Annotated in this window: 21 protein-coding genes; 17 read left to right on the top strand and 4 right to left on the bottom strand. The window is 74.4% G+C overall.

Going from position 1 to position 26,164, the window contains the following annotated elements:
• Window positions 1-18 precede the first annotated feature (18 nt).
• Window positions 19-483 (top strand): MarR family winged helix-turn-helix transcriptional regulator, encoded by a 465-nt coding sequence (locus tag HKK73_RS14800; protein ID WP_085387428.1) that lies wholly within the window; start codon window positions 19-21, stop codon window positions 481-483.
• Window positions 484-609: 126 nt separating this feature from the next.
• Window positions 610-1,794, top strand: a complete 1,185-nt coding sequence (locus tag HKK73_RS14795; RefSeq protein ID WP_043656102.1) for an aminotransferase class I/II-fold pyridoxal phosphate-dependent enzyme — start codon at window positions 610-612, stop codon at window positions 1,792-1,794.
• Here the strand turns inward: HKK73_RS14795 and HKK73_RS14790 are convergent.
• On the bottom strand, window positions 1,778-2,587 hold the full coding sequence (locus HKK73_RS14790; protein ID WP_043656099.1) for an SDR family oxidoreductase: 810 nt from the start codon (window positions 2,585-2,587) through the stop codon (window positions 1,778-1,780). The genes HKK73_RS14795 and HKK73_RS14790 overlap by 17 nt on opposite strands.
• 213 nt (window positions 2,588-2,800) lie before the next feature.
• On the opposite strand from HKK73_RS14790, the gene HKK73_RS14785 reads away from it, so the two are divergent.
• The 5 genes from HKK73_RS14785 to HKK73_RS14765 all read left to right on the top strand — a co-directional run bounded on the left by HKK73_RS14785 (window position 2,801) and on the right by HKK73_RS14765 (window position 9,924).
• Window positions 2,801-4,048 (top strand): sorbosone dehydrogenase family protein, encoded by a 1,248-nt coding sequence (locus HKK73_RS14785; RefSeq protein ID WP_171468290.1) that lies wholly within the window; start codon window positions 2,801-2,803, stop codon window positions 4,046-4,048.
• Window positions 4,049-4,329: 281 nt separating this feature from the next.
• Complete coding sequence (locus tag HKK73_RS14780; RefSeq protein ID WP_253705661.1) at window positions 4,330-5,634, top strand: ubiquitin-like domain-containing protein; 1,305 nt, start codon at window positions 4,330-4,332, stop codon at window positions 5,632-5,634.
• Between the two features lie 142 nt (window positions 5,635-5,776).
• A complete protein-coding gene (gene metG / locus HKK73_RS14775) occupies window positions 5,777-7,570 on the top strand; it encodes a methionine--tRNA ligase (RefSeq protein WP_171468289.1) in 1,794 nt (597 codons plus the stop codon).
• Between the two features lie 2 nt (window positions 7,571-7,572).
• Window positions 7,573-8,580 (top strand): TatD family hydrolase, encoded by a 1,008-nt coding sequence (locus tag HKK73_RS14770; RefSeq protein WP_171468288.1) that lies wholly within the window; start codon window positions 7,573-7,575, stop codon window positions 8,578-8,580.
• Between the two features lie 177 nt (window positions 8,581-8,757).
• Window positions 8,758-9,924 carry a ubiquitin-like domain-containing protein gene (locus HKK73_RS14765; protein ID WP_171468287.1) on the top strand — a complete coding sequence of 389 codons (1,167 nt, stop codon included), beginning with the start codon at window positions 8,758-8,760 and terminating at the stop codon, window positions 9,922-9,924.
• A 19-nt stretch (window positions 9,925-9,943) separates the two neighbouring features.
• On the opposite strand, the gene HKK73_RS14760 is transcribed toward HKK73_RS14765, so the two are convergent.
• A complete protein-coding gene (locus tag HKK73_RS14760; RefSeq protein WP_251176950.1) occupies window positions 9,944-10,330 on the bottom strand; it encodes a VOC family protein in 387 nt (128 codons plus the stop codon).
• Between the two features lie 138 nt (window positions 10,331-10,468).
• Between HKK73_RS14760 and HKK73_RS14755 the strand changes: the two genes are divergently transcribed.
• From HKK73_RS14755 to HKK73_RS14740, 4 genes are all read left to right on the top strand, one after another.
• Entirely contained in the window at window positions 10,469-11,458 is a 990-nt protein-coding gene (locus HKK73_RS14755; RefSeq protein ID WP_171468285.1) for a YafY family protein, read from the top strand.
• Window positions 11,459-11,799: 341 nt separating this feature from the next.
• A complete protein-coding gene (locus HKK73_RS19375; RefSeq protein ID WP_305792568.1) occupies window positions 11,800-13,239 on the top strand; it encodes a resuscitation-promoting factor in 1,440 nt (479 codons plus the stop codon).
• Window positions 13,240-13,371: 132 nt separating this feature from the next.
• The gene (rsmA, locus tag HKK73_RS14745; RefSeq protein ID WP_085387433.1) at window positions 13,372-14,313 is read left to right on the top strand and encodes a 16S rRNA (adenine(1518)-N(6)/adenine(1519)-N(6))-dimethyltransferase RsmA; all 942 of its coding nucleotides are present in this window, start codon (window positions 13,372-13,374) and stop codon (window positions 14,311-14,313) included.
• Window positions 14,310-15,260: a 4-(cytidine 5'-diphospho)-2-C-methyl-D-erythritol kinase gene (locus tag HKK73_RS14740; protein WP_083711984.1), complete on the top strand. Its 951-nt coding sequence runs from the start codon at window positions 14,310-14,312 to the stop codon at window positions 15,258-15,260. The genes rsmA and HKK73_RS14740 overlap by 4 nt, the downstream gene beginning before the upstream one ends.
• 58 nt (window positions 15,261-15,318) lie before the next feature.
• On the opposite strand, the gene HKK73_RS14735 is transcribed toward HKK73_RS14740, so the two are convergent.
• A complete protein-coding gene (locus tag HKK73_RS14735; RefSeq protein ID WP_085387434.1) occupies window positions 15,319-16,347 on the bottom strand; it encodes an acetylxylan esterase in 1,029 nt (342 codons plus the stop codon).
• A gap of 258 nt (window positions 16,348-16,605) precedes the next feature.
• Between HKK73_RS14735 and HKK73_RS14730 the strand changes: the two genes are divergently transcribed.
• The 6 genes from HKK73_RS14730 to HKK73_RS14705 all read left to right on the top strand — a co-directional run bounded on the left by HKK73_RS14730 (window position 16,606) and on the right by HKK73_RS14705 (window position 24,868).
• Window positions 16,606-18,597 carry a DUF1349 domain-containing protein gene (locus HKK73_RS14730; RefSeq protein ID WP_171468284.1) on the top strand — a complete coding sequence of 664 codons (1,992 nt, stop codon included), beginning with the start codon at window positions 16,606-16,608 and terminating at the stop codon, window positions 18,595-18,597.
• A 247-nt stretch (window positions 18,598-18,844) separates the two neighbouring features.
• Window positions 18,845-19,933 (top strand): LacI family DNA-binding transcriptional regulator, encoded by a 1,089-nt coding sequence (locus tag HKK73_RS14725; RefSeq protein WP_034650649.1) that lies wholly within the window; start codon window positions 18,845-18,847, stop codon window positions 19,931-19,933.
• Window positions 19,934-19,981: 48 nt separating this feature from the next.
• Window positions 19,982-21,613, top strand: coding sequence for an FAD-dependent oxidoreductase (locus tag HKK73_RS14720; RefSeq protein ID WP_034650647.1), 1,632 nt, complete (start codon window positions 19,982-19,984; stop codon window positions 21,611-21,613).
• 54 nt (window positions 21,614-21,667) lie between these two features.
• A complete protein-coding gene (locus HKK73_RS14715; RefSeq protein WP_171468283.1) occupies window positions 21,668-23,014 on the top strand; it encodes an ABC transporter substrate-binding protein in 1,347 nt (448 codons plus the stop codon).
• 2 nt (window positions 23,015-23,016) lie between these two features.
• The gene (locus tag HKK73_RS14710; RefSeq protein WP_228485059.1) at window positions 23,017-23,904 is read left to right on the top strand and encodes a carbohydrate ABC transporter permease; all 888 of its coding nucleotides are present in this window, start codon (window positions 23,017-23,019) and stop codon (window positions 23,902-23,904) included.
• A complete protein-coding gene (locus tag HKK73_RS14705) occupies window positions 23,894-24,868 on the top strand; it encodes a carbohydrate ABC transporter permease (RefSeq protein ID WP_232322724.1) in 975 nt (324 codons plus the stop codon). The genes HKK73_RS14710 and HKK73_RS14705 overlap by 11 nt, the downstream gene beginning before the upstream one ends.
• A 13-nt stretch (window positions 24,869-24,881) precedes the next feature.
• Here the strand turns inward: HKK73_RS14705 and HKK73_RS14700 are convergent, their stop codons facing one another.
• Window positions 24,882-26,057: a WXG100 family type VII secretion target gene (locus HKK73_RS14700; RefSeq protein ID WP_034654669.1), complete on the bottom strand. Its 1,176-nt coding sequence runs from the start codon at window positions 26,055-26,057 to the stop codon at window positions 24,882-24,884.
• Window positions 26,058-26,164 lie beyond the last annotated feature (107 nt).

Raw genomic sequence — 26,164 nt, 5'->3', positions numbered from 1 at the left:
TCCGACCGGGAGGCAGCCATGACCGAGGACCAGGAAACGCCCACGACGACCTCCGGCACGGACGCCGGACGCCCCCTCGGGTACTGGCTCAAGCTCGTGGACCGGCTCATCGACGAGAGCCTCGACGCCGTGTTCCAGCACTCGGGCCTCACGCGCCGGCACTGGCAGGTGCTCAACACCATCCGTGACGGCGTGAGCGAGGAGACGAGCGTCGACGGCGTGCTGTCACCCTTCACGGGTGCCGGGGCGGGCGGCGCGAGCGCTGTGACGGCGGAGATCGACGACCTCGTGCGCCGCGGCTGGGTCGCGCGCGGCGACCAGGGCCTGTCCGTGACGGTCGCGGGCAACCATGCGTACCACGACCTGCTCGACGCGGTGTCGGTCGCGCGCGAGCGCGTCGCGGAGGGCGTGAGCCGCGAGGAGTACGCGCGGACGGTCGCGACGCTCGAGCGCATGGCGCGCAACCTCGGCTGGTCCGGCTGACCCGCGGCCGGTGAGCCGGTCGCGAGACGCGGTGTCACGTCGTCGGGCGGCAGGCGTACCCTGCGAGACCCGCGACCCGTGCGCACCCCCGCGCCCGGGAGCGCCGCACAGAGCTGGAGCACTGCGATGGAGTTCCGCCGGATCCCCGGTCTGCCGCCCTACGTCTTCACGATCATCGACGGGCTCAAGATCGAGGCACGCCGAGCGGGGCGCGACGTCGTGGACCTCGGGTTCGGCAACCCGGACCTCCCGAGCCCGCAGGTCGCCGTCGACAAGCTCGCCGAGGCCGCGCAGAACTCGCGCAACCACCGGTACTCCGCGTCGCGCGGCATCCCGAAGCTCCGCGAGGCCGTCGCGGGGCTGTACCAGCGCCGGTTCGGCGTGAGCCTCGACCCGGACACCGAGATCATCTCGACCATCGGCGCCAAGGAGGGCTTCAGCCACCTCATGTGGGTGCTGCTGCAGCCGGGCGACGTCGCGCTCGTCCCCACCCCGAGCTACCCGATCCACATCTGGGGCCCCTACTTCGCGGGCGCCGACGCGCGCCAGGTCCCCATCGGCGACGGGACCGACGCCGCCGGGTACATCGACCGCATCATCGAGGCGTGGGAGCTCGGCTGGCCCAAGCCGCGCGTCGTCGTGCTGTCGTTCCCGCACAACCCGACGACGACCGTGGCGACCAAGGAGGACCTCCAGCGCCTCGTCGACTGGGCGCGGGACAAGGACGTCGTGCTCGTGCACGACCTCGCGTACGCCGACATGACGTTCGACGGGTTCGAGCCGCCGTCGATCATGGAGTGCGAGGGCGCGCGCGAGGTCGCGGTCGAGCTGTACTCGATGACGAAGTCGTTCTCCATGGCGGGCTGGCGCGTCGCGTTCCTCGTGGGGCGCCGCGACGTCGTCGGGGCGCTCGCGAAGCTCAAGAGCTACCTCGACTACGGCACGTTCCAGCCCATCCAGATCGCCGCGACCGTCACGCTCAACGAGGCGACCGAGTTCCCGCAGGAGATCTCGTCCGTCTACGAGTCTCGTCGCGACGCCCTGTACGACGGCCTGCAGCGCATCGGCTGGGACATCCACAAGCCCGGCGGCACGATGTTCGCGTGGGCCCGGATCCCCGAGCCGTACCGCGACATGGGCTCGATCGAGTTCGCGACGCACCTCGTCGAGGAGTGCGACGTCGCGGTGTCCCCGGGCGTCGGGTTCGGCCCCGGCGGCGACGAGTTCGTGCGGTTCGCGCTCATCGAGAACGAGCACCGCATCGGTCAGGCCGTCCGGGGCCTGCGCCGCGGGCTCACGCGACTGGGCTAGGGACCGTCCCCGTCCACACGTCGTCGCCGCGCAGCACGGCGTCGGCGCCGCCGTCGTCGTAGATCGTCTGCCCCGTGACGTGCGTGTTCGCGACGTCGGTCAGCCACAGCAGGAGCGACGCGACCGACTCGGGAGACTGGTGCCCGTTGAGGGGCATCGGCACCGCGGCGTCGACCATCGCGACCGACTCCGGGGTCGACAGGAGCTGGGTCGTCATGGGCGTGAGCACCGTCCCGGGCGCGACGGCGTTGAGCGGGACGCCCCGCCCGGCCCATGCCGCCGTCACGCACTCGCGGCGCACCCAGCGCGACAGCGCGCGCTTGGACGACGGGTAGGCGAGGTACCCGACCTGCGGGCCCTGCTCGGCGAGCGTGCCGGCGACGCGCAGGGCCTCGTCCTCGTCGTCCGCGAGGCACGCGTCCACGATCGCCTCGGACACCGGCTGGAGCGTCGCCATCGACGACACGACGGCGACGCGCGGCGCCTGCGAGCGCTCGAGCGCGGGCAGGAGGCCCGTGAGGAACCGGGTGACGCCGAAGAAGTTCACCGCGACCGTCGTCGGGACGGGCGCGGAGATCCCGGCGCACGCGACGACGGCGTCGACCGTGCCGTCCGTCGCGGCGAGCACCTCCTCGACCGCACGCTCGCGGCCCTCGTCGGTGCTGAGGTCCGCCTGGACCTCGGCGTCGCGCAGGTCCACGCCGACGACCCGGTCGCCCCGCTCGCGCAGCAACCCGGCCACGCAGGCCCCCACGCCCGATGCCGATCCCGTCACCACGTACGTCCGCGACATGTGCACACGCCTCCTCGCCCACGTCCCCGGACCTCGGGGACACCTCCAGCATGCCTCGCCGTCCCGGCCCGGGTGGCCGCCGAAGGACCGGCGGCGCGGGCCGAAGGTCCGTCGTCCCCCGCCGGCGGTCACCCGGCGCGAGCCGCCGCCCCGGGTGACGATGGGCAGGTGCGACGCCACCACGGAACCCGGGCCGCCCGGCGAGGTCCCCCCGTGCCCGCGCGGGCCGGCGGGCCTGTGCTCGCCGTCGGGCTCGCCGTCGTGCTCGGCGCGTGCTCGGGCGGGGCGCCGGACGACGCGCCCGCCCCCGCGCCGTCGGTCACGACCGCCACGTCCGCGCCGGCCGACCCCGGCACGCCCGACGCGTCGGGCTCGTCGCAGGCACCGGCCGCCGACGGCCTGCTCGTCGTGCCGGAGGTGCGCGTCGACGTGGCGGAGGTCGCGACCGGGTTCCCGGCGCCGTGGGGGCTCGCGGCGCTCGCGGACGGCACGCTGCTCGTCTCGCTGCGCGACGAGCGCCGGCTGGTCGTCGTCGACCCGGCGACGGGAGCCGTCGAGCCGGTGACCGGGCCGGGGGCGGACGACCTGCGCGACGGCACGGTCGCGCGCGGGGAGTCGGGGCTCCTCGGCGTCGCGGTGGGCCCGGCAGGTGGCGCCGCGGCGGGGGAGGTGTTCGTGTACCGGACCGCGCCGGACGGCAACGAGGTGCTGCGGGGGACGCTCGCGGGGCGCGAGCTCTCCGCCCTGACGCCGGTCGTCGAGGGCGTCCCTGCGGCCTCCACGCACGACGGCGGACGGCTCGCGTTCGGACCCGACGGCCACCTCTACGTCACGACGGGCGACGCGCAGCAGCGCGGGGCGGCGCAGGACCCGGGTGCGCTCGCGGGCAAGATCCTGCGCGTCACGGCGGACGGCGACCCCGCCCCCGGCAATCCGGACCCGGTCTCGCCGGTGTGGAGCCTCGGGCACCGCAACGTCCAGGGGATCGCGTGGGACGCGACGGGCCGGATGCTCGCGTCCGAGTTCGGCCAGGACACGTTCGACGAGCTCAACGTCGTCGTGCCCGGCGGGAACTACGGCTGGCCCGACGTCGAGGGCACGGGCGGGGCGGACGCCGGGTTCGTCGACCCGGTGGCGACGTGGCCGACGTCGGACGCCTCGCCCAGCGGGATCGCCGTGACCCGTGAGGGTGTGTACCTCGCGGGGCTGCGCGGGGAGCGGCTCTGGCGCGTGCCGTTCGCCTCGCCCGACGGCGGCACCGACGCCGCGGCGTTCGGCGCGCCGCACGCGGTGCTCACGGACCGGGGGCGGCTGCGCGCGGTCCTCGTCGACCCGGCGACGCCGCCCGGCGACGACGGGAGCGCGGTGCTCTACGTGCTGACGAGCAACACCGACGGTCGGGGCGAGCCGCGCGACGGCGACGACCGGCTGCTCCGGGTCACGGTGACGCCGGCGGGGTGAGCGCCCGGGAGTGTGCGCGCCGGACGCGCGAGCTGACCAGGCGGTTTGGTGTGCGATAACGAATCGGTTACGGTCGAGTGTCTCGCGTAGCCGCTCACCGGGGACAGGTGTAATGGCCGGCCGTGGGACGCGGCCTCTCCCGGGCGCCCAGGGCGCCGAGGGCCGCAGGACGCCGGATCGGCTGGTCGAACCGGGTGCGCCCGCCACGCTGCGGAGCACCCCGCGGGCGCGTGCGCGCCGTCGACCCCCGTGCCCGGGAGCCCCCGACGACTTGGACCACTGTGCACAACCCCTTCCGTTCCCGCGCGCCCGAGACGGCCGACGTCACGGCGCACACCCCCCAGACCACGCCCGAGGCGGTGCCGACCGCCGAGAGCCCCGAGAGCCCCGAGAACCCCGAGAACGCCACCCGTCGGTCCGCCCGCGCGGCCCGGACCCTGCGCTCCACGCGCCGACGCCGCTGGTCGATCGTCACGGCGGCCACCGCCGTCGCGCTCGTCGGCTCCGGTGCCGTCGCCTACGGCGAGGCCAGCAAGACCGTGACGATCGACGTCGACGGCGAGACGACCACCGTCAGCACGCTCGCCGGCTCCGTCGGCGGCGCGCTCGACGCCGCGGGCGTCGAGGTCGGCGCGCGCGACCAGGTCGCTCCCGACCCCGGCTCCGCGCTCAGCGACGGCGACGACGTCGTGGTGCGCCTCGGCAAGAAGGTCACCGTCCAGACCGACGGCGCGCAGTCCGACGTCTGGCTCACCGCGCTCGACGCCGACGAGGCGCTCGACACCCTCGCCGAGCGCGGCGGCGACGTCCGCCTCGTCGCGTCGCGGTCCGGCGAGCGCGCGTCGCTCGACCTGCGCCTCGACGCCGACGGCCCCGTGAACGTGGTGGCCGACGGGCAGACGAAGGTCGCGCCCGACGGCAGCATCGGCGTCCCCGCGATCCTCGACCAGCAGGGCATCGAGCTCGGCGACCTGGACCGCGTGAGCGTCCAGCGCGTCGAGTCGCCCGAGCCGGGTGCGCCGGCGGTGTCGCTCGTCGTGCAGCGCGTCGTCGTCGAGCAGCAGCAGACCACGACCCCCGTGCCGCACGGGACCGTGCAGCAGCCCGACGATGCCAGGTACACGGACGAGTCGGCCGTCACCCAGGCGGGTGCCGACGGCGTCACCACGACGACGTTCGAGGTCACCCTCGTGGACGGCGTCGAGGAGTCGCGCGAGCAGCTCTCGCAGGAGGTGACGACCGCTCCGGTGGACGAGGTCGTCACGACCGGCACCAAGGAGCGCCCGAAGGACCCGCGCACGATCGGGCAGGCCATGGCCGCCGAGCGCGGCTGGACCGGCTCGCAGTGGACGTGCCTCGAGAAGCTGTGGACCAAGGAGTCCAACTGGAACCCGACGGCGGACAACCCGACGTCGAGCGCCTACGGCATCCCGCAGTCGCTGCCCGGCTCGAAGATGGCGAGCAAGGGCGCCGACTGGGCGACCAACCCCGCGACGCAGATCGCCTGGGGCCTCGACTACATCGCCGGCTCCTACGGCTCGCCGTGCGGCGCGTGGTCGCACTCGCAGGCCGTCAACTGGTACTGAGCACGCGCCTTCCCTCCGCCGAGCACGGGGTTGCCGACGTTCTGGAGCTGAGAACGTCGGCAACCCCGTGCTCGGCGGCGCTCGTTCTCCGCCGGTGGACGCCGCCGCAGGGCGCGGCGCTGCCCGACTAGGATCGGGCACCATGACCCACATCCTCTCGGCCGTGGCGTGGCCGTATGCCAACGGGCCGCGCCACATCGGCCACGTCGCAGGTTTCGGTGTCCCGTCGGACGTCTTCAGCCGGCACATGCGGATGGCGGGTCACGACGTCCTCATGGTCTCGGGCACCGACGAGCACGGCACGCCGATCCTCGTCCAGGCCGACAAGGAGGGCGTGAGCCCGCAGGAGCTCGCGGACCGGTACAACCGCGTCATCGTCGAGGACCTGCACCAGCTCGGCCTGTCGTACGACCTCTTCACGCGGACCACGACGCGCAACCACTACGCCGTCGTGCAGGAGATGTTCCGTACGGTCCACAAGAACGGGTACATGGTCGAGCAGACGACCATGGGCGCGATCTCGCCCTCCACGGGCCGCACGCTGCCCGACCGCTACATCGAGGGCACGTGCCCCATCTGCGGCTACGACGGCGCGCGCGGCGACCAGTGCGACAACTGCGGCAACCAGCTCGACGCGATCGACCTCATCAACCCGCACAGCCGCATCAACGGCGAGACGCCGAAGTTCGTCGAGTCGAACCACTTCTTCCTCGACCTGCCCGCGTTCGTCGACGCGCTGGGGGACTGGCTGCGCACGCGGACCGCGTGGCGCCCGAACGTCCTGAAGTTCTCGCTCAACCTGCTCGACGACGTGCGCCCGCGCGCCATGACGCGCGACATCGACTGGGGCATCCCGGTCCCGCTGCCCGGGTGGGAGGAGAACTCGAGCAAGCGCCTGTACGTGTGGTTCGACGCGGTGATCGGGTACCTCTCGGCGTCGATCGAGTGGGCGCGGCGCAGCGGCGACCCGGACGCGTGGCGCGCGTTCTGGAACGACCCGGAGGCGCGGTCGTACTACTTCATGGGCAAGGACAACATCACGTTCCACTCCCAGATCTGGCCGGCCGAGCTGCTCGGCTACGACGGCCGGGGGAGCAAGGGCGGGGCGCCGGGCCCGTACGGGAACCTCCAGCTCCCGACGGAGGTCGTGTCGAGCGAGTTCCTCAACGTCGAGGGCCAGAAGTTCTCGTCGTCGCGCGGCGTCGTCATCTACGTGCGCGACATGCTGGCCCGCTACCAGCCCGACGCGTTCCGGTACTACGTGGCGTCCGCCGGTCCGGAGACGCAGGACGTCGACTTCACGTGGGCCGACTTCCAGCGCCGCACGAACGACGAGCTCGTGGCCGGCTGGGGCAACCTCGTGAACCGCACGGCGAACCTCGTGCACAAGAACTTCGGGGCGATCCCGGAGCCGGGGCAGCGCCAGCCGATCGACGAGGGCGTCCTCGCGACGACGACGACCGCGTTCGGGCGCGTGGGCGAGCTCATCGCGACGCACCGCCAGCGCGCCGCCGTCGCCGAGGCCATGAAGACGGTCGGCGAGGTGAACAAGTACGTGTCGGACACCGAGCCGTGGAAGCTCAAGACCGACCCGGACCGGCTCGCGACCGTGCTGCACACCGTGACCCAGGCGGTGAGCGACCTCAACACGATCCTGTCGCCGTTCCTGCCGCACTCGGCGCAGCAGGTGCACGAGGCGTTCGGCGGCACGGGCACGTTCGCGGCCCAGCCGCGCATCGACGAGGTGACCGACCTCGACGACGACTCGCGCCACTACCCGGTCATCACGGGCGACTACCGCGCCGAGGGCCTGGCGACGTGGGAGCCGAAGGCCGTCGTGCCGGGCACCCCGGTCGGCAAGCCGACGCCGGTGTTCACCAAGCTCGACGACTCGATCGTCGAGGAGGAGCTCGACCGTCTGCGCGAGGGCGCCTGACGGTGGCCAAGCAGCGCGAGCGCGGCTGGCCGCCGGACCCGGAGCCGCTGCCGGTCCCGGTGGTGGACAACCACACGCACCTCGACTCGATCGCGCACGTCCTCCCCGAGGGCACCCCTGCCCCGACCGTCGCGGACCACCTGGCCCGGGCGGCGGCCGTCGGCGTGGACCGGGTCGTGCAGGTGGGCTGCGACCTCCCGGCGGCCCGCTGGACGGACGCCCTCCTGCGCGGCGACCAGGCGGTCTGGGGTCGCGAACAGGCGGATCCGGCGCGTGCTGAGGCGGGGACGAGCCAGGACCACCTGGTCGGCGGCGCGGGGGCGCCGGGGGTCGGGCGGCTGCTCGGGGCCGTGGCCATCCATCCGAACGAGGCCGTGCTGCACGGAGGGGTGCGGGAGGTCGGGCCGGACGGGCTCGATCCCGACCCGCGGCCGCACCACGACGTGCCGCTCGACGACGCGGTCGCGGAGATCGCGGCGATCGCGCGCGCGAACGACCGCGTGCGCGCGATCGGCGAGACCGGGATGGACCTGTTCCGGACCGGTGCCCGGGGCGAGGCCGTCCAGCGCGAGGCGTTCCGCGCGCACGTCGCGCTCGCGAAGGAGCTCGGCCTCGCGCTCCAGATCCACGACCGCGACGCCCACGCGCAGGTGCTCGACGTCCTCGCGCGCGACGGCGCCCCCGAGCGGACGGTCTTCCACTGCTACTCGGGCGACGCCGCGATGGCGAAGTTCTGCGCGGATCAGGGCTGGTACCTGTCCTTCGCGGGCCCGGTGACGTTCCGCGCGAACGACGAGCTGCGGGCCGCGCTGCGCGCCGTCCCGCTCGGGCAGGTCCTCGTCGAGACGGACGCGCCGTACCTCACGCCGCACCCGTACCGCGGGCGTCCCAACGCGCCGTACGTCCTGCCGACGACGGTCCGTACGGTCGCGGAGGTCGTGGACCGACCGCTCGCGGACGTGTGCGAGCGCCTGGCCGCGACCTCCGTCGCGGTGTACGGCCCCTGGTGACGACCGCGCACCCGGGCAGGACGACCGCGTCCGGTGCGCGAGGGCTGCGAGGTTTCGCCCCAGGTCACGTTTCGGCTACGGTCGGGTCCGTGCGTCGTGCGCCCCGCGCCGACGACGTCCCGCACCTCGCCCCCGGCGTTCGCCGGCGGGCGTCCTCCCGCAGAAGGGACCGCCCGCGTGCTCGCACCTGACGGAACCCGCCGGCGGCGCGTGCAGCGCCTCGCGGCCCAGGGCCTCGTCGTCGCGAGCCTCGTCGGGGTCACCGGCGCGTTCGCCACGCTCCACAAGGACGTCACGCTCGACGTGGACGGCGAGCTGCACCAGGTCTCCGCGTACGGGCGCACGGTCGCCGCGGTGCTCGACTACCAGGGCGTCGCGGTCGGCGAGCAGGACCTCGTCGAGCCCGCGCTCGCCGACCCGGCGCGCGACGGCGGCACGATCGTCGTGCGCACGAGCCACGACGTCACCGTCGAGATCGACGGCCAGGTGCAGACGATCCCGACGACGGCCCGCACCGTGGGCGAGCTGCTCACCTACCTCGGCCCGCGCGCCGAGGGCGCCGTGACCGAGGTGTCGCGCACGCAGGCCCTCGGGCGCGAGCCGATCCGGGTCTCCACGCTCAAGACGGTCCACGTCGCGGTCGACGGCGCGGTCATGCCCATCACGACGGCCGAGCCCACGGTGCGCGGGGTCCTCGCGACCGCGGGCATCGTGCTGGCCGAGGGTGACGGCACGTCCGCGCCGCTCGACGCCGCGGCGGTGGACGGGATGCTCGTGCTCGTGAGCCGCGCGGCGGCCACGGCGGACACGGTCACGGAGGTCCTGCCATTCGAGACGGAGGAGCGCGAGGACCCGACGCTCCCGCAGGGGCACCGCGTCGTCGTGCAGTCCGGTCGCGTCGGCGAGGCGGTCACGACCTACTCGGTGCAGACGCTCGGCGGGGCCGAGGTGTCGCGCACGGTCCTTACGCGCACGGTCACGACGGAGCCGCGGAACGAGGTCATCAAGGTCGGGACGATGGACGTCTCGGTCTCGGTGGACCCGGGCTCGGCGCGCGCCGTCGGCCGCTCCCTCGCCGCGCAGCGCGGCTGGGGCGACGACCAGTTCGTGTGCCTCGACAAGCTCTGGACCAAGGAGAGCAACTGGCGCGTCGACGCGGACAACCCGAGCTCGAGCGCGTACGGGATCCCGCAGGCGCTCCCCGGCTCCAAGATGGCGAGCGCGGGCTCCGACTGGCGCACCAACCCGGCGACGCAGATCACGTGGGGCCTCGGGTACATCGAGGGCCGCTACGGCACGCCGTGCTCCGCGTGGTCCCACTCCGTCGCCAAGGGCTGGTACTGACCGCTCCGCAGTCGCGCCGCTACCGCCCGAGCATCTCGAGGTAGTGCGGGTTCTGCATGATCCCGAGGACGTTGCCGAACGGGTCCACGACCGAGGCGGTGACGAAGCCCTCGCCCTGCCCGCGCTCGACGACGCCCTCGTACTCCGTCGCGCCCAGGGCGAGGAGGCGGGCGAACGCGGCCCGCACGTCGTCGACGTGCCAGTTCACGATCGCGCCGCCCGGCGTGCCCGGCTGAGGGCGCGGCGACCACGACCGGGCGATGATGCCCAGCTCGTCCTGCCGGTCGCCGACGCGGAACTCCACGTACCCGCCCGGCACCACGTAGTAGGGCTCGGTCCCGAGCACCTCCGCGTACCACGCGCCCGCGGCCTCGAGGTCGTCGGCCCACAGGTTCAGCGTCGCCATCCCACGCAGCATCGTCGTCTCCTCCGTCGTCGGGCGGTGCCCGGTGCCGTCCTCCCGTCGCCCCCGGCGGGGCCGACACGTCGACCGTAGACCCCGCTGCGGAACGTGCGGTTCCGCATCGTGCGGCACGATGGGGACGTGCTCGACACCTCGGTCCGGCTCCTGCGCCTCCTGGCGCTCCTGCCGGCGCGCGCGTCCTGGTCCGGGCCCGAGCTCGCCGACCGCCTGGGCGTGACGACCCGCACGGTGCGCAACGACGTCGAGCGCCTGCGCCTGCTCGGCTACGAGGTGCGGTCGTCCCCGGGGGCGGCGGGCGGGTACCGGCTGGGCTCGGGCGCGGCGCTGCCGCCGCTCCTGCTGGACGACGAGGAGGCGACCGTCGTGGCGGTCGCGCTGCGCGCCGCGGCCGCCGGGTCGATCGCCGGGGTCGAGGAGGTCGCGGCGCGCGCGCTCGTCAAGCTCGACACGGTCCTGCCCGCCCGCCTGCGCGTCCGGGCGGACGCCCTGCGCGCCGCCGTCGCGAGCGCACCCGGCGGTGGTCCCGCCGTCGGGGCGCAGGTGCTGGCCGACGTCGCGGCGGCGGTCGCCGCGCGCACGGGGCTGCGCCTCGACTACCGCGCGCACGACGGCACGACGACGTCCCGCGCCGTCGAGCCCCACCGCCTCGTCCACGTGGGGCGCCGCTGGTACCTGCTCGCGTTCGACCTCGACCGGGACGACTGGCGCACCTTCCGCGTGGACCGGCTGACGCTGCGCACGCCCGGCGGCCCACGGTTCGTCCCGCGCCCCGTGCCGGGCGGCGACGCCGTCGCGCACGTCGTGCGGGGCGTCGGCTCCGCCGCGTGGGCGCGGCCCGTGCGGGTGCGGCTGCACGCCCCGGCGGGCGTCGTGGCGGAGCGGCTCTCCCCGGTCGCGGGCGCCCTCGCCGACGACGGCCCCGACGCGTGCGTGCTCGAGACCGGGGGCACGTCGCTCGCCCAGGTCGCGGGGTTCCTGCTGAGCCTGGACGTGGACGTCACCGTGCTGGACCCGCCCGAGCTCGCGACGGTCCTGGCGCGGCTCGGGGCGCGCGGCGCGCGCGCCGGGCGCGCGCACGGGCACGAGCACGGGGAGGGGGAGGGCGCGTGAGGCGGCGTGCGGGACTCGTGGAGAGCGCACGACATTCACGCCGAAATCCGGACAGAACTCGCCAGCGTATCCCCCCAGGGGTTGGACTTCGATAACAGATCGGTTACGGTCGATCGTCGCTCGCGCGTGAACGGCGTGCTCCGACGGTCCACCCGGACCGGCGGGACGTGCCCGGACCGACGCGAGCGGTGCGCCGTCGACGGGCCCTGGGGAAGGGGTGCCGAGGGTGGCGCCGGCAGCCGGATCGGCCGCTCGAGACCCGTGGTCGCACGTGTGCGCCCGCCGCGGAGGACGTCAGTCCGCCGTGGGCCACGGGTGGTGCCACGCGCCGTCGAGCCTCCGTGCCCGGGACGCACGACGACTGGACCCGAGTGAAGAACCCCTTCCACCGGACCGCTGACGCGGCCGGCGCCCCCGAGGGCGCCGACATCACCCCCGACACCACCGAGACCCTCGCGGAGAGCCCCCAGAGCCCCGCGACCACCACCGCGCACCGTCGCCGCCGCTGGCCGCTCGTCGCCGGCGCGACCACCGTCGTGCTCCTCGCGACCGGTGCCGTCGCCTACGGCCAGGCGCGCAAGACCGTCGAGCTCGATGTCGACGGCCAGATCACCACCGTCACGACCTTCGCCGGCTCGGTCGAGGGCCTGCTCGCCGAGCAGGACGTCGCCGTGGGCGACCGCGACCTCGTCGTCCCGGACGTCGACTCCGCCCTGCGCGGCGGCGGCGACGTCGTCGTGCGCTACGGGCGCGAGGTGCCCGTGCAGGTCGACGGCTCCCAGTCCTCCGTGTGGCTCACGTCGCTCGACGCGGACGAGGCGCTCACGACCCTCGCCTCGCGCGGCAGCGACGTGCGCCTCGTGGCGTCGCGCTCCGGCGAGCGCGCCTCCCTCCCGATCCGCCTCGACGCGGACGGCCCCGTGAACGTCGTCGTCGACGGCGAGACCAAGGTCGCCCCCGACGGCAGCATCGGCATCGACGCGATCCTCGACCAGCAGGGCGTCCAGCTCGGCGAGCTCGACCGCGTCCACGTCGAGAAGACCGAGCAGGTCGAGGCGGCCCAGGCCGCCGCGGCCCCGGCCGAGGAGGCGGCCGCCACCGAGGAGCCGGCCGCCGTCGCGACGTCCGAGGACACCGAGGCCGCGGCGGACGCCGCGCCCGTCTCGCTCGTCGTGCAGCGCGTCAAGGTCGAGGAGGTGGCCACCGACGCGGCCGTCCCGTTCGAGACGGTCACCGAGGAGGACGCCGACCGCTTCAAGGACCTCGACCCGGTCGTCAAGCAGGAGGGCGCCGAGGGCGTCCACACGACCGTGCACCGCGTCACGACGGTCGACGGCGTGGAGGAGTCCCGCGAGCTCGTCTCCGAGGGCGTCACGACGCCGCCGGTGAACAAGATCCTCGTGCAGGGCACCAAGGAGCGCCCCAAGCCGGAGCCCAAGCCGGCGGCGCCGCAGCGCTCGTCGTCCTCGTCGTCGGGCGGCTCCTCGTCGGGCGGTTCCTCCGCCCCGGCGCCCGCCCCGGCCGCCGACCTCGGGTCGGCCCCGGCAGGGGTCTGGTCCGCGCTCGCGCAGTGCGAGTCCGGCGGCAACCCCGCGACGAACACCGGTAACGGCTACTACGGCCTCTACCAGTTCTCGCTCCCCACGTGGCGGGCGATGGGCGGCTCCGGCCTCCCGTCGGAGGCCTCGGCGGCCGAGCAGACGCAGCGTGCCCAGGCGCTCCAGGCCCGTTCGGGCTGGGGCCAGTGGCCCGCGTGCGCGCGCAAGCTCGGGCTCCTCTGAGCCTGCACGGCACGCACCCGGCCGCCTGAGGGCGGACCGGTGGACGACGACGAAGGGCGGGGCGCACGGCGTCCCGCCCTTCGTCGTCCCCGGCGAGGGGCGGTCGGCGCCGGGTCGGTAGGCTTGCGTCCCATGAGCGATACCCGAGGCGCCCTGCTGGGTCCGGCCGAGATCCGTGACCTGGCAGGGCGTCTCGGCGTCCGCCCCACCAAGACCCTCGGCCAGAACTTCGTGCACGACGGCGGCACCGTCCGCAAGATCGTGCGCGCGGCGGACGTCCGCCCGGGCGAGCGCGTCGTCGAGGTCGGGCCCGGGCTCGGCTCGCTGACCCTCGGGCTGCTCGAGGCGGGCGCGAGCGTCGTCGCGGTCGAGATCGACCCCGTCCTCGCGCGGCAGCTCCCGGACACGGTCGCGACGCACGTTCCCGACGTCGGCGACCGGCTCGAGGTCGTGGGCGCCGACGCGCTCGAGGTCACGTCGCTGCCCGGCGAGCCGCCCACCGCGCTCGTCGCGAACCTCCCGTACAACGTCGCGGTGCCCGTGCTGCTCACGTTCCTCGAGCGCTTCGACTCGCTCGAGCGCGTGCTCGTCATGGTGCAGGCGGAGGTCGCGGACCGGCTCGCCGCGCCCCCCGGGTCGCGCACGTACGGCGTGCCGTCGGTCAAGGCCGCCTGGTACGCCGACGCGCGGCGCGCGGGCACGATCGGGCGCTCCGTGTTCTGGCCCGTCCCCAACGTCGACTCGGCCCTCGTCGCGCTCGACCGCCGCGAGCCGCCCGCCACCGCCGCGACCCGCGAGCAGGTCTTCGCCGTCGTGGACGCCGCGTTCGCGCAGCGCCGCAAGATGCTGCGCTCGGCGCTGTCCGGCCTCGCCGGCTCGGCGAGCGTCGCGGCCGAGGTGCTGGAGGCCGCGGACGTCGACCCGCAGGCGCGCGGCGAGGTGCTCGACGTCGCGGCCTTCGCGCGCGTCGCCGAGCAGCTCGTCCGTCGCGTCGGACTCGCCGACCGTCCGGCGCGCGGCGCCGCCCCCGCCGCGGGGCGGCCCACCGGCCGACCTGGCACAGTGGACGCGTGACACCCCCGCGCCCGCCGAGCATCTCCCTCGCGCCGCCCCCGTCCGTCCGCGTGCGCGCGCCCGGCAAGGTCAACCTCTCGCTGCGCGTCGGGGCGGTGCAGGACGACGGCTACCACCCGCTCGTGACGATCTTCCAGGCCGTCGGGCTCAGCGAGGACGTCGTCGCGCACCAGGTGCCGCCCGGCTCCGGGGTCTCGCTCAGCGTCTCGGGCCTCCAGGCGGACGCCGTGCCGACCGACGAGACGAACCTCGCGTGGCGCGCCGCCGTCGCGCTCGCGGAGCACGTGGGGCTCGACCCGGACGTGCGGCTGGAGATCCACAAGGAGGTCCCCGTCGCGGGCGGCATGGCCGGCGGGTCGGCCGACGCCGCCGCCGCGCTCGTCGCGTGCGACGCGCTGTGGGACGCGGGCGTGCCGCGCGCCGAGCTCGTCGCCCTCGCGGCGGGGCTCGGAGCCGACGTCGCGTTCGGGCTCGTCGGGCACACCGCCGTCGGGACGGGGCGCGGCGACGTGCTCACCCCCGCGATGACGCGCGGGGAGTTCCACTGGGTGTTCGCGGTCCAGGCCGAGGGCCTGTCGACCGCGCAGGTCTACCGCACCTTCGACGAGACCGTGGGCGGTCCCGCCGAGCTGGACCTCGCGGAGGACACCGCGCTCATGCAGGCCCTGCGCGCGGGCGACGCCGTCGGGCTCGGGCAGGTGCTGCGCAACGACCTCCAGGGCCCGGCGCTCGCGCTGCGGCCCGAGCTCCAGCGGACGATCGACGTCGCGACGGAGGCCGGTGCGCTCGGCGCGATCGTGTCCGGCTCCGGCCCGACCGTCGCCGCGCTGGCCCGCAGCCGCCAGCACGCGCTCGCGATCGCGGCCTCGTGGACCGCGAACGACGCGTGCGACACCGTGTGGTGCACCACGGCCCCCGCGGCGGGCGCGCGCGTCGTCGCGCACTGACCCGGCCTGCTGGCGGAAGGCCCCGGTCCGGCGCCGTCCGAGCGGTACCCGCGGGCGGCTACCGGATGTGCTCGCGCAGCCAGGCGAGCTGACGGGCGAAGCGGTAGCCCTGGCCGCCCTCGTGCTCGTTGTAGCGGTAGACGTCGATCGCGCGCTCGGCGCCGGGCGCCGCCCCGGCGGCCGCGCCCCAGCCGTTGTACGCCGCGTAGACGGTGGACGGCGGGCAGACCTGGTCCATGAGCGCGACGGAGAACAGCGCCGGCGCGGTGGCGCGACGGCCGAGCACCGCCCCGTCGAGGTAGGACAGCGTGCGGAACACGGTCTCCTCCGCGTCGCGGTGGACGGCGAGGTAGCGCGTGAGCTCGCGGTACGGGTCGCGGTCCGTGATCTCGACGGCGCGGCGGTAGTGGCACAGGAACGGGACGTCGGGCAGGGCCGCGACGAGCCCGTCGGCGAGGCCCGCGACGGCGATGGCGATGCCGCCGCCCTGGCTCACGCCGTGCACGGCGACGCGCTCGGGGTCGACGCCGGGCACCGAGCGCACGGCGTCGACCGCGCGCACGCCGTCGGTGAAGACGCGGCGGTAGTAGTGGTCGTGCGGGTCCTCGATGCCGCGCGTGAGGACGCCTGGGACGGCGGGCCCCGACCCGGCCGGGTCGGGCGTGCCGCCGCCGCTGCCCCACTGGCTGCCCTGCCCGCGCGTGTCGACGACGAGGTGCGCGTACCCGGCGTTCGCCCACGCGAGGTGCTCGTGGGGCAGCCCGCGACCGCCGCCGTACCCGAGGAACTCGACGACCGCGGGGAGCGGGGCGCCGTCGCCGGCCGCGGCGGCGCGGGCGGCCTCGGCGGGCCGCACGAGCCACGCCTTGACGGGCTGGCCGGCGAACCCGGGGAACGTCACGTCGTCGACGACGACCAGGTCGAGGCCGGTCTCCACGCGCTCCAGCCGCACCGTCCCGGCCGGGTCCCCGCCCGCCTCGCGCGACTCCGCGAGGGTCCGCGCCCAGAAGGCGTCGAGGTCGGCGGGCTCGTCGAGCGCGGGGGCGTAGGTCTCGAGCTCGGCGAGGGGCAGGTCGAAGAGCGGCACGGGGCGATCCTCCGGTCAATACGTCTGATGTCCGACGTTCAGGTGCGGTCGGGACGACTCTAGCGTCGCGGCCCGGCGCACCGTGAGCACGCTAATAATGCGCATCATCCCTTTGACCTGCGGCGTGCCCGTCCGGCGACACTGCCACCAGCCCACGTCTCGACGTGGCGCCCGGCGGCGACGACGCCGCCGACGAGGAACCGACGGAGGTCCCCTGTGAGAACCCGAGCAGCAGCACCACGCCGCAGACCGCGCGCCGTGGCGACGGCGGTCGCCACCCTGACGGCGGTCCTCGCCGCCGGGGCGGTCGTCCCCGCGACGGCCCTCGCCGCGGGACCGCCGCCCGCGGCCACGGCCGCCACCACGACCGGGGCGACGACCGGAGCGACGACCGACGGCCCGTCCGCGTCCGACCTGCCCGTGTTCGAGTACCGCGGCGTGGTCACCGACAAGGAGTCGATGCTGTACAACCCGACGGACGAGTTCATCTTCCCGAGCGTCTTCCACGCGGGCGCGCACCTCGACGACCCGCTGGGGGAGTGGTACCTCTACTACGCCCCGCACGACTCCCCGGGCGGCATCTCGGTCATGTACGCCGACTCGCTCGAGGGCCCGTGGACGGAGTACACGCACAACCCGATCGTCGCGGACGAGTGGCTGCCGTTCTACGAGCGCGTCTCGCACGTCTCGTCGCCCGACGTCCTGTGGGACGACGCGACGGACCAGGTGCTCCTGTACTTCCACGGCGAGAACTCCACGACGCGCTGGGCGACGTCGCCCGACGGGCTCGCGTTCGACGACTCCGGGGTCGCCGTGACGAACGCCGACAGCGGCGCGGGCACCACGGAGACGTCGTACGCGCGCGTCGTCGAGCACCCGGACCCGTCGTCCGGCTACCGGTTCGCCATGACGTACATGCAGAACCGGACCGACAACATCCGGCGGATCAAGCTGGCCGAGTCGGTCGACGGCAAGACCTGGGTCGTGCGGCCGGACCCGCTCGTCGTGCCCGACGCCGCGACCGGCACCAACGTGTCCGGCGGCAACCTGTGGGAGTGGGAGGGTCAGCTCTACGTGATCTACCACGGCTCCACGGGCATCACGTTCGCCCGCACGCTCGACCCGACGATGACGCAGGTCGGCCCGCGGTGGGAGCTGCACCGCGCGAGCGGCGTGGGCGACGACACGGGCCGGGTCGCGGCCCCCGAGATCGTCACCGACGGCGACGAGACGTACCTCTTCTACGAGTCCGGCGACCGCCTGGGCGCGACGATCGCGTGGGCGCAGCGCGACCCCGACGCCGTGCGGCCCCCCGAGCCGGGCCAGGACCCCGACCCGCTGCGCGAGCGGTGCAGCGGCGCGGCGTCCGACGAGTTCGACGGCACGACGCTCGACCCGGCGCGCTGGACCGTGGTCCGGCCGGGGACGGCCCGGCACGAGCTCGTCGACGGCGCGCTGCGCGTCCCGGCGTACCCGACCGGCGTCGCGGGCGCCGCGCTGCCGCTCCAGGCCGTGCCCGCCGGGTCGTGGGAGGTCACGACGGCCGTCTCCGTCTCCCCGACCGAGCGGTTCCAGCAGGGCGGCCTCCTGCTGTACCGCGACGACGCGAACTACGCGAAGCTCGACCTGGTGCACGGGTCGCTCGGCCCGCGGGTCGAGTTCATCTGGCGCCAGAACGGCACGGACCGCAACACCGGCTTCGACTCGGTCGTCCCGCCGGCGGGCCTCGGCGACACCTTCTGGCTGCGCCTGACGAGCGACGGGACCGCCGTGCAGGCGTCGGTGTCGGTCGACGGCGTCGAGTTCGCGCCGTGGGGCCGCACGGTGGACGTGGCGGCGCTCCGGGCGACGGGCGTCGGCCCGTTCGCGATGCGCGGCTCGGCGACGCCGCCGGAGATCGTCGCGTCGTTCGACTGGTTCCGCTGGACGCCGACCGCCCAGGAGGCGGCGGCGTGCGAGGGCGACGAGCCCGCCGTCGAAGTGGAGGCCGTCACGCGGTGCCTCGCGGGCCGCGCGTACGTGGCCGTGACGGCGCGCCCCGCGAGCGACGACGCGGTGGCGGTCCGGCTCGCGACGCCGTTCGGCGAGCGCACCGTGGCCGACGTCGCGCCCGGGCGCAGCGCGTACCAGTCGTTCGCGACGCGGGCCACGACGGTCGCGGCGGGGGAGGCGACGGTCGAGGTCGTGGGGGCGGACGGCGTCGGGCGGGGCACGACGACCGCGCCCTACGGCGCGCTGACCTGCGGGTAGCGCGCGGCGCAAGCAGGGGGCGACGGGCCCGGGGACGCACCACGGTGCGGCGCCGGGCCCGTCGTGCGTCCCGCGCCGCACGCCCGGCCACGGCGACGACCGGCGCATTATGCGGATCACCCGGCGCCCGCCCACCCGCGGAGCCGCGCGGGTCCCGGCGTAATAATGCGTATTACCTCGTTGACCGGCCGGGCCCGGCCTGGCGAGACTCCTTCCACGTCATCGACGACGTGATCGAGGAGGATCCATGCCGAGGCACCGCATCACCCAGGCCGACGTCGCCGCCATGGCGGGCGTCAGCCAGGCGACGGTCTCGTTCGTGCTGAACGACTCCACGCCCGCGGGGGTGCGGATCAGCGAGGAGACGCGCCAGCGCGTGCTCGACGCGATCCGGATCACGGGCTACTCGGCGAACCCCGTCGCGCAGCGTCTCGCGGGCGGGCGCAACCAGATCCTCGGCGTCTTCACCTACGAGGCGACGTTCCCGCGCTCCGGTCGCGACTTCTACGGGCCGTTCCTCGTCGGGATCGAGCACGCGGCCGAGAAGCTCGGCATCGACATCCTGCTGTTCACGAGCGCACGCGTCGTCGACGGGCGCCGCCGCCTCACGCGCGACGGCTGGCAGCGCCTCGGGATCGCCGACGGCTGCCTGCTGCTCGGCCAGCACGAGGACCGCGGCGAGCTCCAGCACCTGCTGGACACGAACTACCCCTTCGTCTTCATCGGCAAGCGCGGCAGCGACGGCGGACGCCTGCCGTACGTCGGCGCCGACTACGTCGCGGCCACCGCGCGCCAGGTCGAGCGGCTCGTCGAGCTCGGCCACGAGCGCATCGGGTACGTCGGTCCGCGCGGCACCGACCAGCCCACGCTCGACCGCGTCGACGCCTACCGCGCGACGATGAAGGCGCACGGCCTGACCGTCCGGTTCGTCGAGCTGGACGACGTCCCTGCGACGGCGGCCGAGATCGTCGACCAGCGGCTCACCGCCGTCGTCGTGGCGCCCGAGAACTCCCCGGAGGAGCTCGTCGACGAGCTCGAGGACCGGGGCGTGCGCGTGCCGGCGGACGTCTCCGTGCTCCTGCTCGGCCAGCCGCACCACGGGCGCCCGGGCGGGCGCCGCTGGTCGGGCTTCTCCATCCCGCGCGAGGAGATGGGCGCGCGCGCCCTCGTGCTGCTGTCCCGCCTCGTCGCGGCCGAGTCCGGCTCGGGGCGCTCGGACCGCCGCGCGTCGCGCGCCGTCGCCGTCCCGGAGGACGAGCTCCACCAGCTCCTCGAGTGCGTGGACGTCGACGGCGAGACCGTCGCCGCGCCGTCGGGCGTCGCGGCACCCGCCTGACCGACCTCAGACCGCACCACCGAGCACCAGAGAAACGGAAACCCCAGCGTGACCCATGCAGACCTCCAGGCAGACGTCCTCGTCGTCGGCGGCGGGCTCGGCGGCGTGGCCGCCGCGCTCGCGGCGGCGGAGCGCGGCGCCCGCGTCGTCCTCACCGAGGAGCACCCGTGGATCGGCGGCCAGCTCACGTCCCAGGCGGTACCGCCGGACGAGAGCCCGTGGGTCGAGCGGTTCGGCGTGACCGCGCGCTACCGCGCGCTGCGCGACGGCATCCGCGACGTCTACCGCCGCTCCTACCCGCTCACGGACGCCGCGCGCACGTGGGATGCCCTCAACCCCGGCGCGGGCTGGGTCTCCAAGCTGTGCCACGAGCCGCGCGTCGCGGTGGGCGTGCTCGAGGAGATGCTCGCCCCGTGGCGGTCCGCGGGCCGCATCCGCCTGCTCGAGCGCGTGCGCCCGACGGCGGCCACCACCGACGGCGACCGCGTCACCTCCGTGACGCTCACCCCGGTCACCGCCGACGCCGCGGGCGCGGCCGTGACGGTGCACGCGGCGTTCGTCGTCGACGCGACCGAGACGGGCGAGCTCCTGCCGCTGACGGGCACCGAGTACGTCACCGGGTTCGAGTCGAACCGCGAGACCGGGGAGCCGAGCGCGCCGGACGAGGCGCAGCCCGACAACGTGCAGGCCCTCAGCGTGTGCTTCGCCGTCGAGCACGTGGACGGCGACCACACGATCGACCGCCCCGAGCGCTACGACTTCTGGAGCACGTACACCCCCGGCCCGTGGAACGGGCGCCGGATGCTGTCGTGGGAGGCGCCCAACCCGCGCACGCTCGCGATGGACGTGCGGTCGTTCACCCCGAACCCGGGCGACGACCCGCGCGCCGTCGACGCCGACCAGTCGAAGAACCCCGGCGACGGGAACCTCTGGACGTTCCGGCGTATCGCGGCCCGCGACCTCTTCGCGCCGGGCCACTACGCGAGCGACCTGTGCCTCGTGAACTGGCCGAGCATCGACTACTTCCTCGAGCCCGTGCTCGACGTGCCGCGCGACGTGGAGGAGGCCCGGATCGCCGACGCCCGGCAGCTCAGCCTCTCGATGCTCTACTGGATGCAGACCGAGGCGCCGCGCGCCGACGGCGGGACCGGCTTCCCGGGCCTGCGCCTGCGGCCCGACGTCATGGGCTCGGCCGACGGCCTCGCCCAGGCGGCCTACCACCGCGAGTCCCGCCGCCTGCGCGCCGTGACGACGGTGACGGAGAACGATGTCTCGTACGCCGTGCGCGGCGACCGCGGCGCGACGCGCTACGACGACTCGGTCGGCGTCGGCATGTACCGGATCGACCTGCACCCCTCGACGGGCGGCGACACGTACATCGACGTCGCGTCGACGCCGTTCGAGATCCCGCTCGGCGCGCTGCTGCCGCAGCGCGTGACCAACCTGCTCGCCGCCAACAAGAACATCGGCACGACGCACATCACGAACGGGTGCTACCGCCTGCACCCCGTCGAGTGGAACGTCGGCGAGGCCGCCGGCCACCTCGCGGCCCACTGCCTCGCGACCGGGCGCACGCCGCACGCCGTCCAGTCGAAGGCCGACCTCCTCGCCGACTACCAGGACGAGCTCGTCCGGGCGGGCGTCGAGCTGCGCTGGCCCGCCGAGGCCCACCCCTACTGACCCGGGCTCCCCGCGCCCGGCACCCCCGCCCACCCTCAGTCCGAAGGAGAACTGATGCACCCCCTCACCCCACGGTCGGCCCCTCGGTCCGCCCCGCGCCGACGCCGCCTCGTCGGCGCACCCCTGGCCGCCGGCGGCGTCGCGCTCGCCCTCGTCCTCACCGCGTGCTCCGGCGGCGGCGACGACGTCGCGGGCGAGCCGAGCACCCCGAGCGAGCCGGTCGAGCTGCGCATGACGGTCTGGACGGCCGACGAGACGCAGCTCTCGCAGTTCCAGGAGATCGCCGACGCGTACGTCGCGGAGAACCCCGACCTCGTGTCCGGCGTGACGTTCGAGACCATCCCGTTCGAGGACTACACGACGTCCCTCACGACGCAGCTCGCGGGCGGCAACGCGCCGGACCTCGCGTGGATCCTCGAGAGCTACGCGCCCGAGTTCGTGGCGAGCGGCGCGCTCGTCGACGTCGGCCCGAAGCTGCAGGAGACCGAGGGGTACGCGTACGACGACCTGCTCGACTCGTCGCTCGCGCTGTGGGAGAAGGACGGCGGCCTCTACGCCTACCCGTTCTCCAACTCGCCGTTCGCGCTGTTCGTCAACACCGACCAGGTCGCCGCGGCGGGCCAGCCGAAACCGGCCGACCTCGTCGCGTCGGGCGACTGGACCTACGACCAGGTCCGCGAGATCGCGGCGGCGGCCGCCGCGACGTCGGGCAAGCAGGGCCTCGTGGTGCGCGACTTCGACTACAAGGTCTGGGAGAACCTGTCGACGATCTGGGACGGCTGGGACGCGGCGCCGTGGAGCGAGGACGGCACGCAGTGCACGTTCACCGACCCCGAGATGGTCGACGCGCTCACGTGGGTCCACGACGCGACGTTCGTCGACAAGGCGCTGCCCGGTCCCGGCACGACGGCCGACTTCTTCGCGGGCGACTCCGCCATGACGATCACGCAGATCAGCCGCGCGTCGTCGCTCGACGACTCGTTCGGGTGGGACGTCGTGCCGCTCCCGGCGGGCCCGGCGGGCCAGCAGAACGTCATCGGCCAGGCCGGCATCGGTGTCTTCGCGGCCGGGGAGCACCCCGACGTCGCGGCCGACTTCCTCGCGTGGTTCACCAACCCGGAGAACGCCGAGACGCTCGCCGCGTACTTCCCGCCGCCGCGCGAGTCGCTGCTCACCGCCGAGACGCTCGGGGCAGCCAACCCGAAGCTCAGCGAGGAGCAGCTCCAGGCGGTCGTCGTCGACGGCATCCAGGGCGCCGTGACGAAGCCGTCGCACCAGAACTTCGCCAAGCTGCAGGACACGGTGCGCGCCCAGCTCGACGCGCTGTGGACCGCCCACGCGGACGTCGAGGGCGTCCTCGCCGACACGTGCGCGGCGATCCAGCCCCTGCTCGGGGACTGAGCGTGGCGTCCTCCGCACTCGCACGACGGGACGCGGCCGTGGGCTACACCATGGTCGCGCCCGCCGTGCTCGGCGCGCTCGCGTTCGTCGTCGCGCCGCTGGTCGCCGTCGTCTGGTACTCGCTGCACGAGTGGAACGTCCTCGCGAACACGTTCACGTTCGCGGGCGGGGACAACTACGAGCGGATGCTCGCCGACCCCGGGCTGCGGGACTCGCTCCTCGCGAGCCTGTGGTTCTCCGTCGGGCTCGTCGTGCTCAACATCTCCCTCGCGCTCGTCCTCGCGGTGCTGCTCAACCAGCGGCTCCCCGGCACGACGACGTTCCGCACGTTCTTCTTCTCGCCCGTCGTCGTGTCCCTCGTGGCGTGGACGATCGTGTGGAGCTTCCTGCTCCAGGCGGACGGCGGCATCAACGGGTTCCTGTCGCTGCTCGGCGTCGACGGCCCGAACTGGCTGCGCGGCGAGACGACGGCGATGCTCTCGGTGATCGTCGTGCAGGTCTTCAAGAACGTGGGCCTCAACATGATCCTGTTCCTCGCGGCCCTGCAGGGGGTGCCCGAGGAGATCCAGGAGGCCGCGCGCATCGACGGCGCGGGCGCGTGGCGCCGGTTCCGGTCGATCACGCTCCCGCTCATCAGCCCGACCGTCCTGCTGGTCTCGATCCTCACGATCGTGGGCTCGCTCGAGGTGTTCGCGCAGATCGCCGTGCTCACGGGCGGGGGGCCGGGGAACTCGACCACCGTGCTCGTCTACTACCTGTACCAGCAGGCGTTCCGGTTCAACGACTTCGGCTACGCGAGCGCGATCTCCGTCCTGCTGTTCGTCATCGTCCTCGTCCTGACACTCGTGCAGTGGCAGACGCGCAAGAGGTGGGTCTTCCATGAAGTCTGACGTGATGCCCGGCCCGGCCACGCTCCCGGGCGCGGACGACGGCCCGGCCCGGCCCGCGGCGTCGGGCACGGGCGGCGCCGACGGCGCGGCGACCCGCGGCGGGCGGCCCGCGCGCCGCACGGGGAGCGCGCGCACGCGCCGCCGCTGGGGGCGCGCGGCGCTCGTGGCGCTCCTCGTGGTGCTCAGCGTGCCGTTCGTCTTCCCGACGTGGTGGATGGCGACGTCGAGCCTCAAGCCGATGAGCGAGATCCTGCGGGCCGTGCCGACGCTCTGGCCCCAGGACCCGTCGTTCGCGGCCTACGGCGAGGTGTTCCGGCTGCAGCCGTTCGCGCAGCAGTACTGGAACAGCCTCTACATCGCCGTGGTCGTGACGGTCGGGACGATCCTCGTGGCCTCGATGGCCGGGTACGCGTTCGCGCGCATTCGGTTCCCCGGGGCGAACGCGCTGTTCCTGCTCGTGCTCGTCGGGCTGCTCGTGCCGTCGGAGGTGACGATCGTCCCGCTGTTCCGGATGGTCAACTCGCTCGGGCTCATCGACACGCACTGGCCGCTCGTGGTCATCCCGATCCTCGGGGCGCCGAGCGTCCTCGCGACGTTCATCATGCGCCAGTTCTTCCTCGGGCTCCCCGGCGAGCTCGAGGAGGCGGGGCGCATGGACGGCCTCGGGCGGTGGGGGATCTTCTGGCGGATCGCGTTCCCGCTGTCGCGCTCGGCGATCTCGGCCGTCGCGATCTTCACGTTCCTCAAGTCGTGGAACCTGTACCTCGAGCCGATCGTGTACCTGTCCAGCAAGGACCGGTTCACGCTCCCGCAGGCGCTCACGCAGTACGTCGACGCCTACGGCGGCCCGATGTGGAACGTCCAGCTCGCCGCGACGACGCTCACGGTGCTGCCGGTCCTCGCGGTGTTCCTCGTCGCGCAGAAGCAGTTCGTCCAGGGCCTGGCGCACACGGGACTGAAGTAGGAGAGGCCGCCGATCAGCCCTGCTCGGGGTACTCGGTGCGGGTGCGCGACCCTCCGACCGAGACGCTCCCGCCGCCGACCACGGGCAGCGGCGTCCCGGCGGAGAACCCGGCACCCTGCTCCTTCACGACCGTCCCGCCGGGGGGCGTCGTGATGAGCGAGCTCGGCGGGTTGGGCACGACGTTGCCGCTCGCGTCGTACGTGATCGCGTACACGCCGGGCCCGCCGAGGTCCGTGCTGCCCGGGACGATCCCCGTGCCCTCGATGCCTGCGCCGGCGTCGCCGCGGACGTAGACCGTCGTGGTGCCCGTGTTGTTGTCCACTCGGGTGCCGACCAGGCCCTCGACCTCGACCTCGGCCCTGCCTCCGGCGAGCGGGACGACCGCACCCCCGGCGGACCCGGTCGCGTAGGCGCCCGCCTCGACGATCGTGGCGTCGGGCCTCGGCGGCACGTACGACCCGAGCTCCGGCCCCATGTAGTGCATCGTCTGGCGCTGCTGGTAAGCGAGGAAGGCGTCGACCTCCTCCTGGCTCGCGAAGGTGTACTCGCTCCCGACGTTCAGCACCGCCCCGCCCGAGGCGCCCGCCTGCGCGCCGAGGTTGACGCCGTGCTCGTTCACGTGCCCCTCGACGTAGGGGGTCGGGGTGCCCTCTCCGACCCCCAGGCTGCCCCCGGCGAGCTGGGTGACCCGGAACGTCCCGTCGGAGAGCTCGTCGATGCGGTACTCGAACCCGGCGCTCCCTTCCCCCGGGCCGGCCCCGATGCCCTGCTCGTACGTCACGTGCTCCGTCGCGACGATCGTCGGCGGCTCCTGCTGCTCGGTCATCGGCGGCAGGTCGGGCAGGGTGCGATCGCCCGGCAGACCAGGGATCCCGCCGCCACCGCCGCCGCCGCCAGCACCGCCGCCACTGCTCCCGCCGCCGTCGACGGCGCTCGCGCTGTCCTGTTGCTCGGCCTGCACGCGGAGCTTCTGCGCGCCGTCGTCGAGCAGGGTCGACGCCGCTCGCAGCGCCGCCTCCATCTCGCCGTGCCACCGTGCCCGCAGCGCCTCGGCGTCCGGACCTGCCCACGGGGTCGACGTGACGGCGGCGCGCAGCGCCGAGGTCGTCGCCTCGAGCTTCGCGGACTCGCCCTGGAACGTGTCGGCGAGCCCGCGCAGCGCGGCGACGTCGGCACCGTAGAAGGACATGGTGAACCTCTGCTGGCAGGGGGACGGTTGTCACGGTCACCCTTCGTCATGGCGCGGCCCGGCGCAAGGGGGAGGAGTCCCCATCGGGCCGAGACGCGCGGTCGGGC

This window comes from Cellulosimicrobium sp. 72-3 (assembly GCF_013127315.1).
Classification (GTDB): domain Bacteria; phylum Actinomycetota; class Actinomycetes; order Actinomycetales; family Cellulomonadaceae; genus Cellulosimicrobium; species Cellulosimicrobium funkei.
This window is presented reverse-complemented; position numbering and strand designations above follow the sequence as displayed.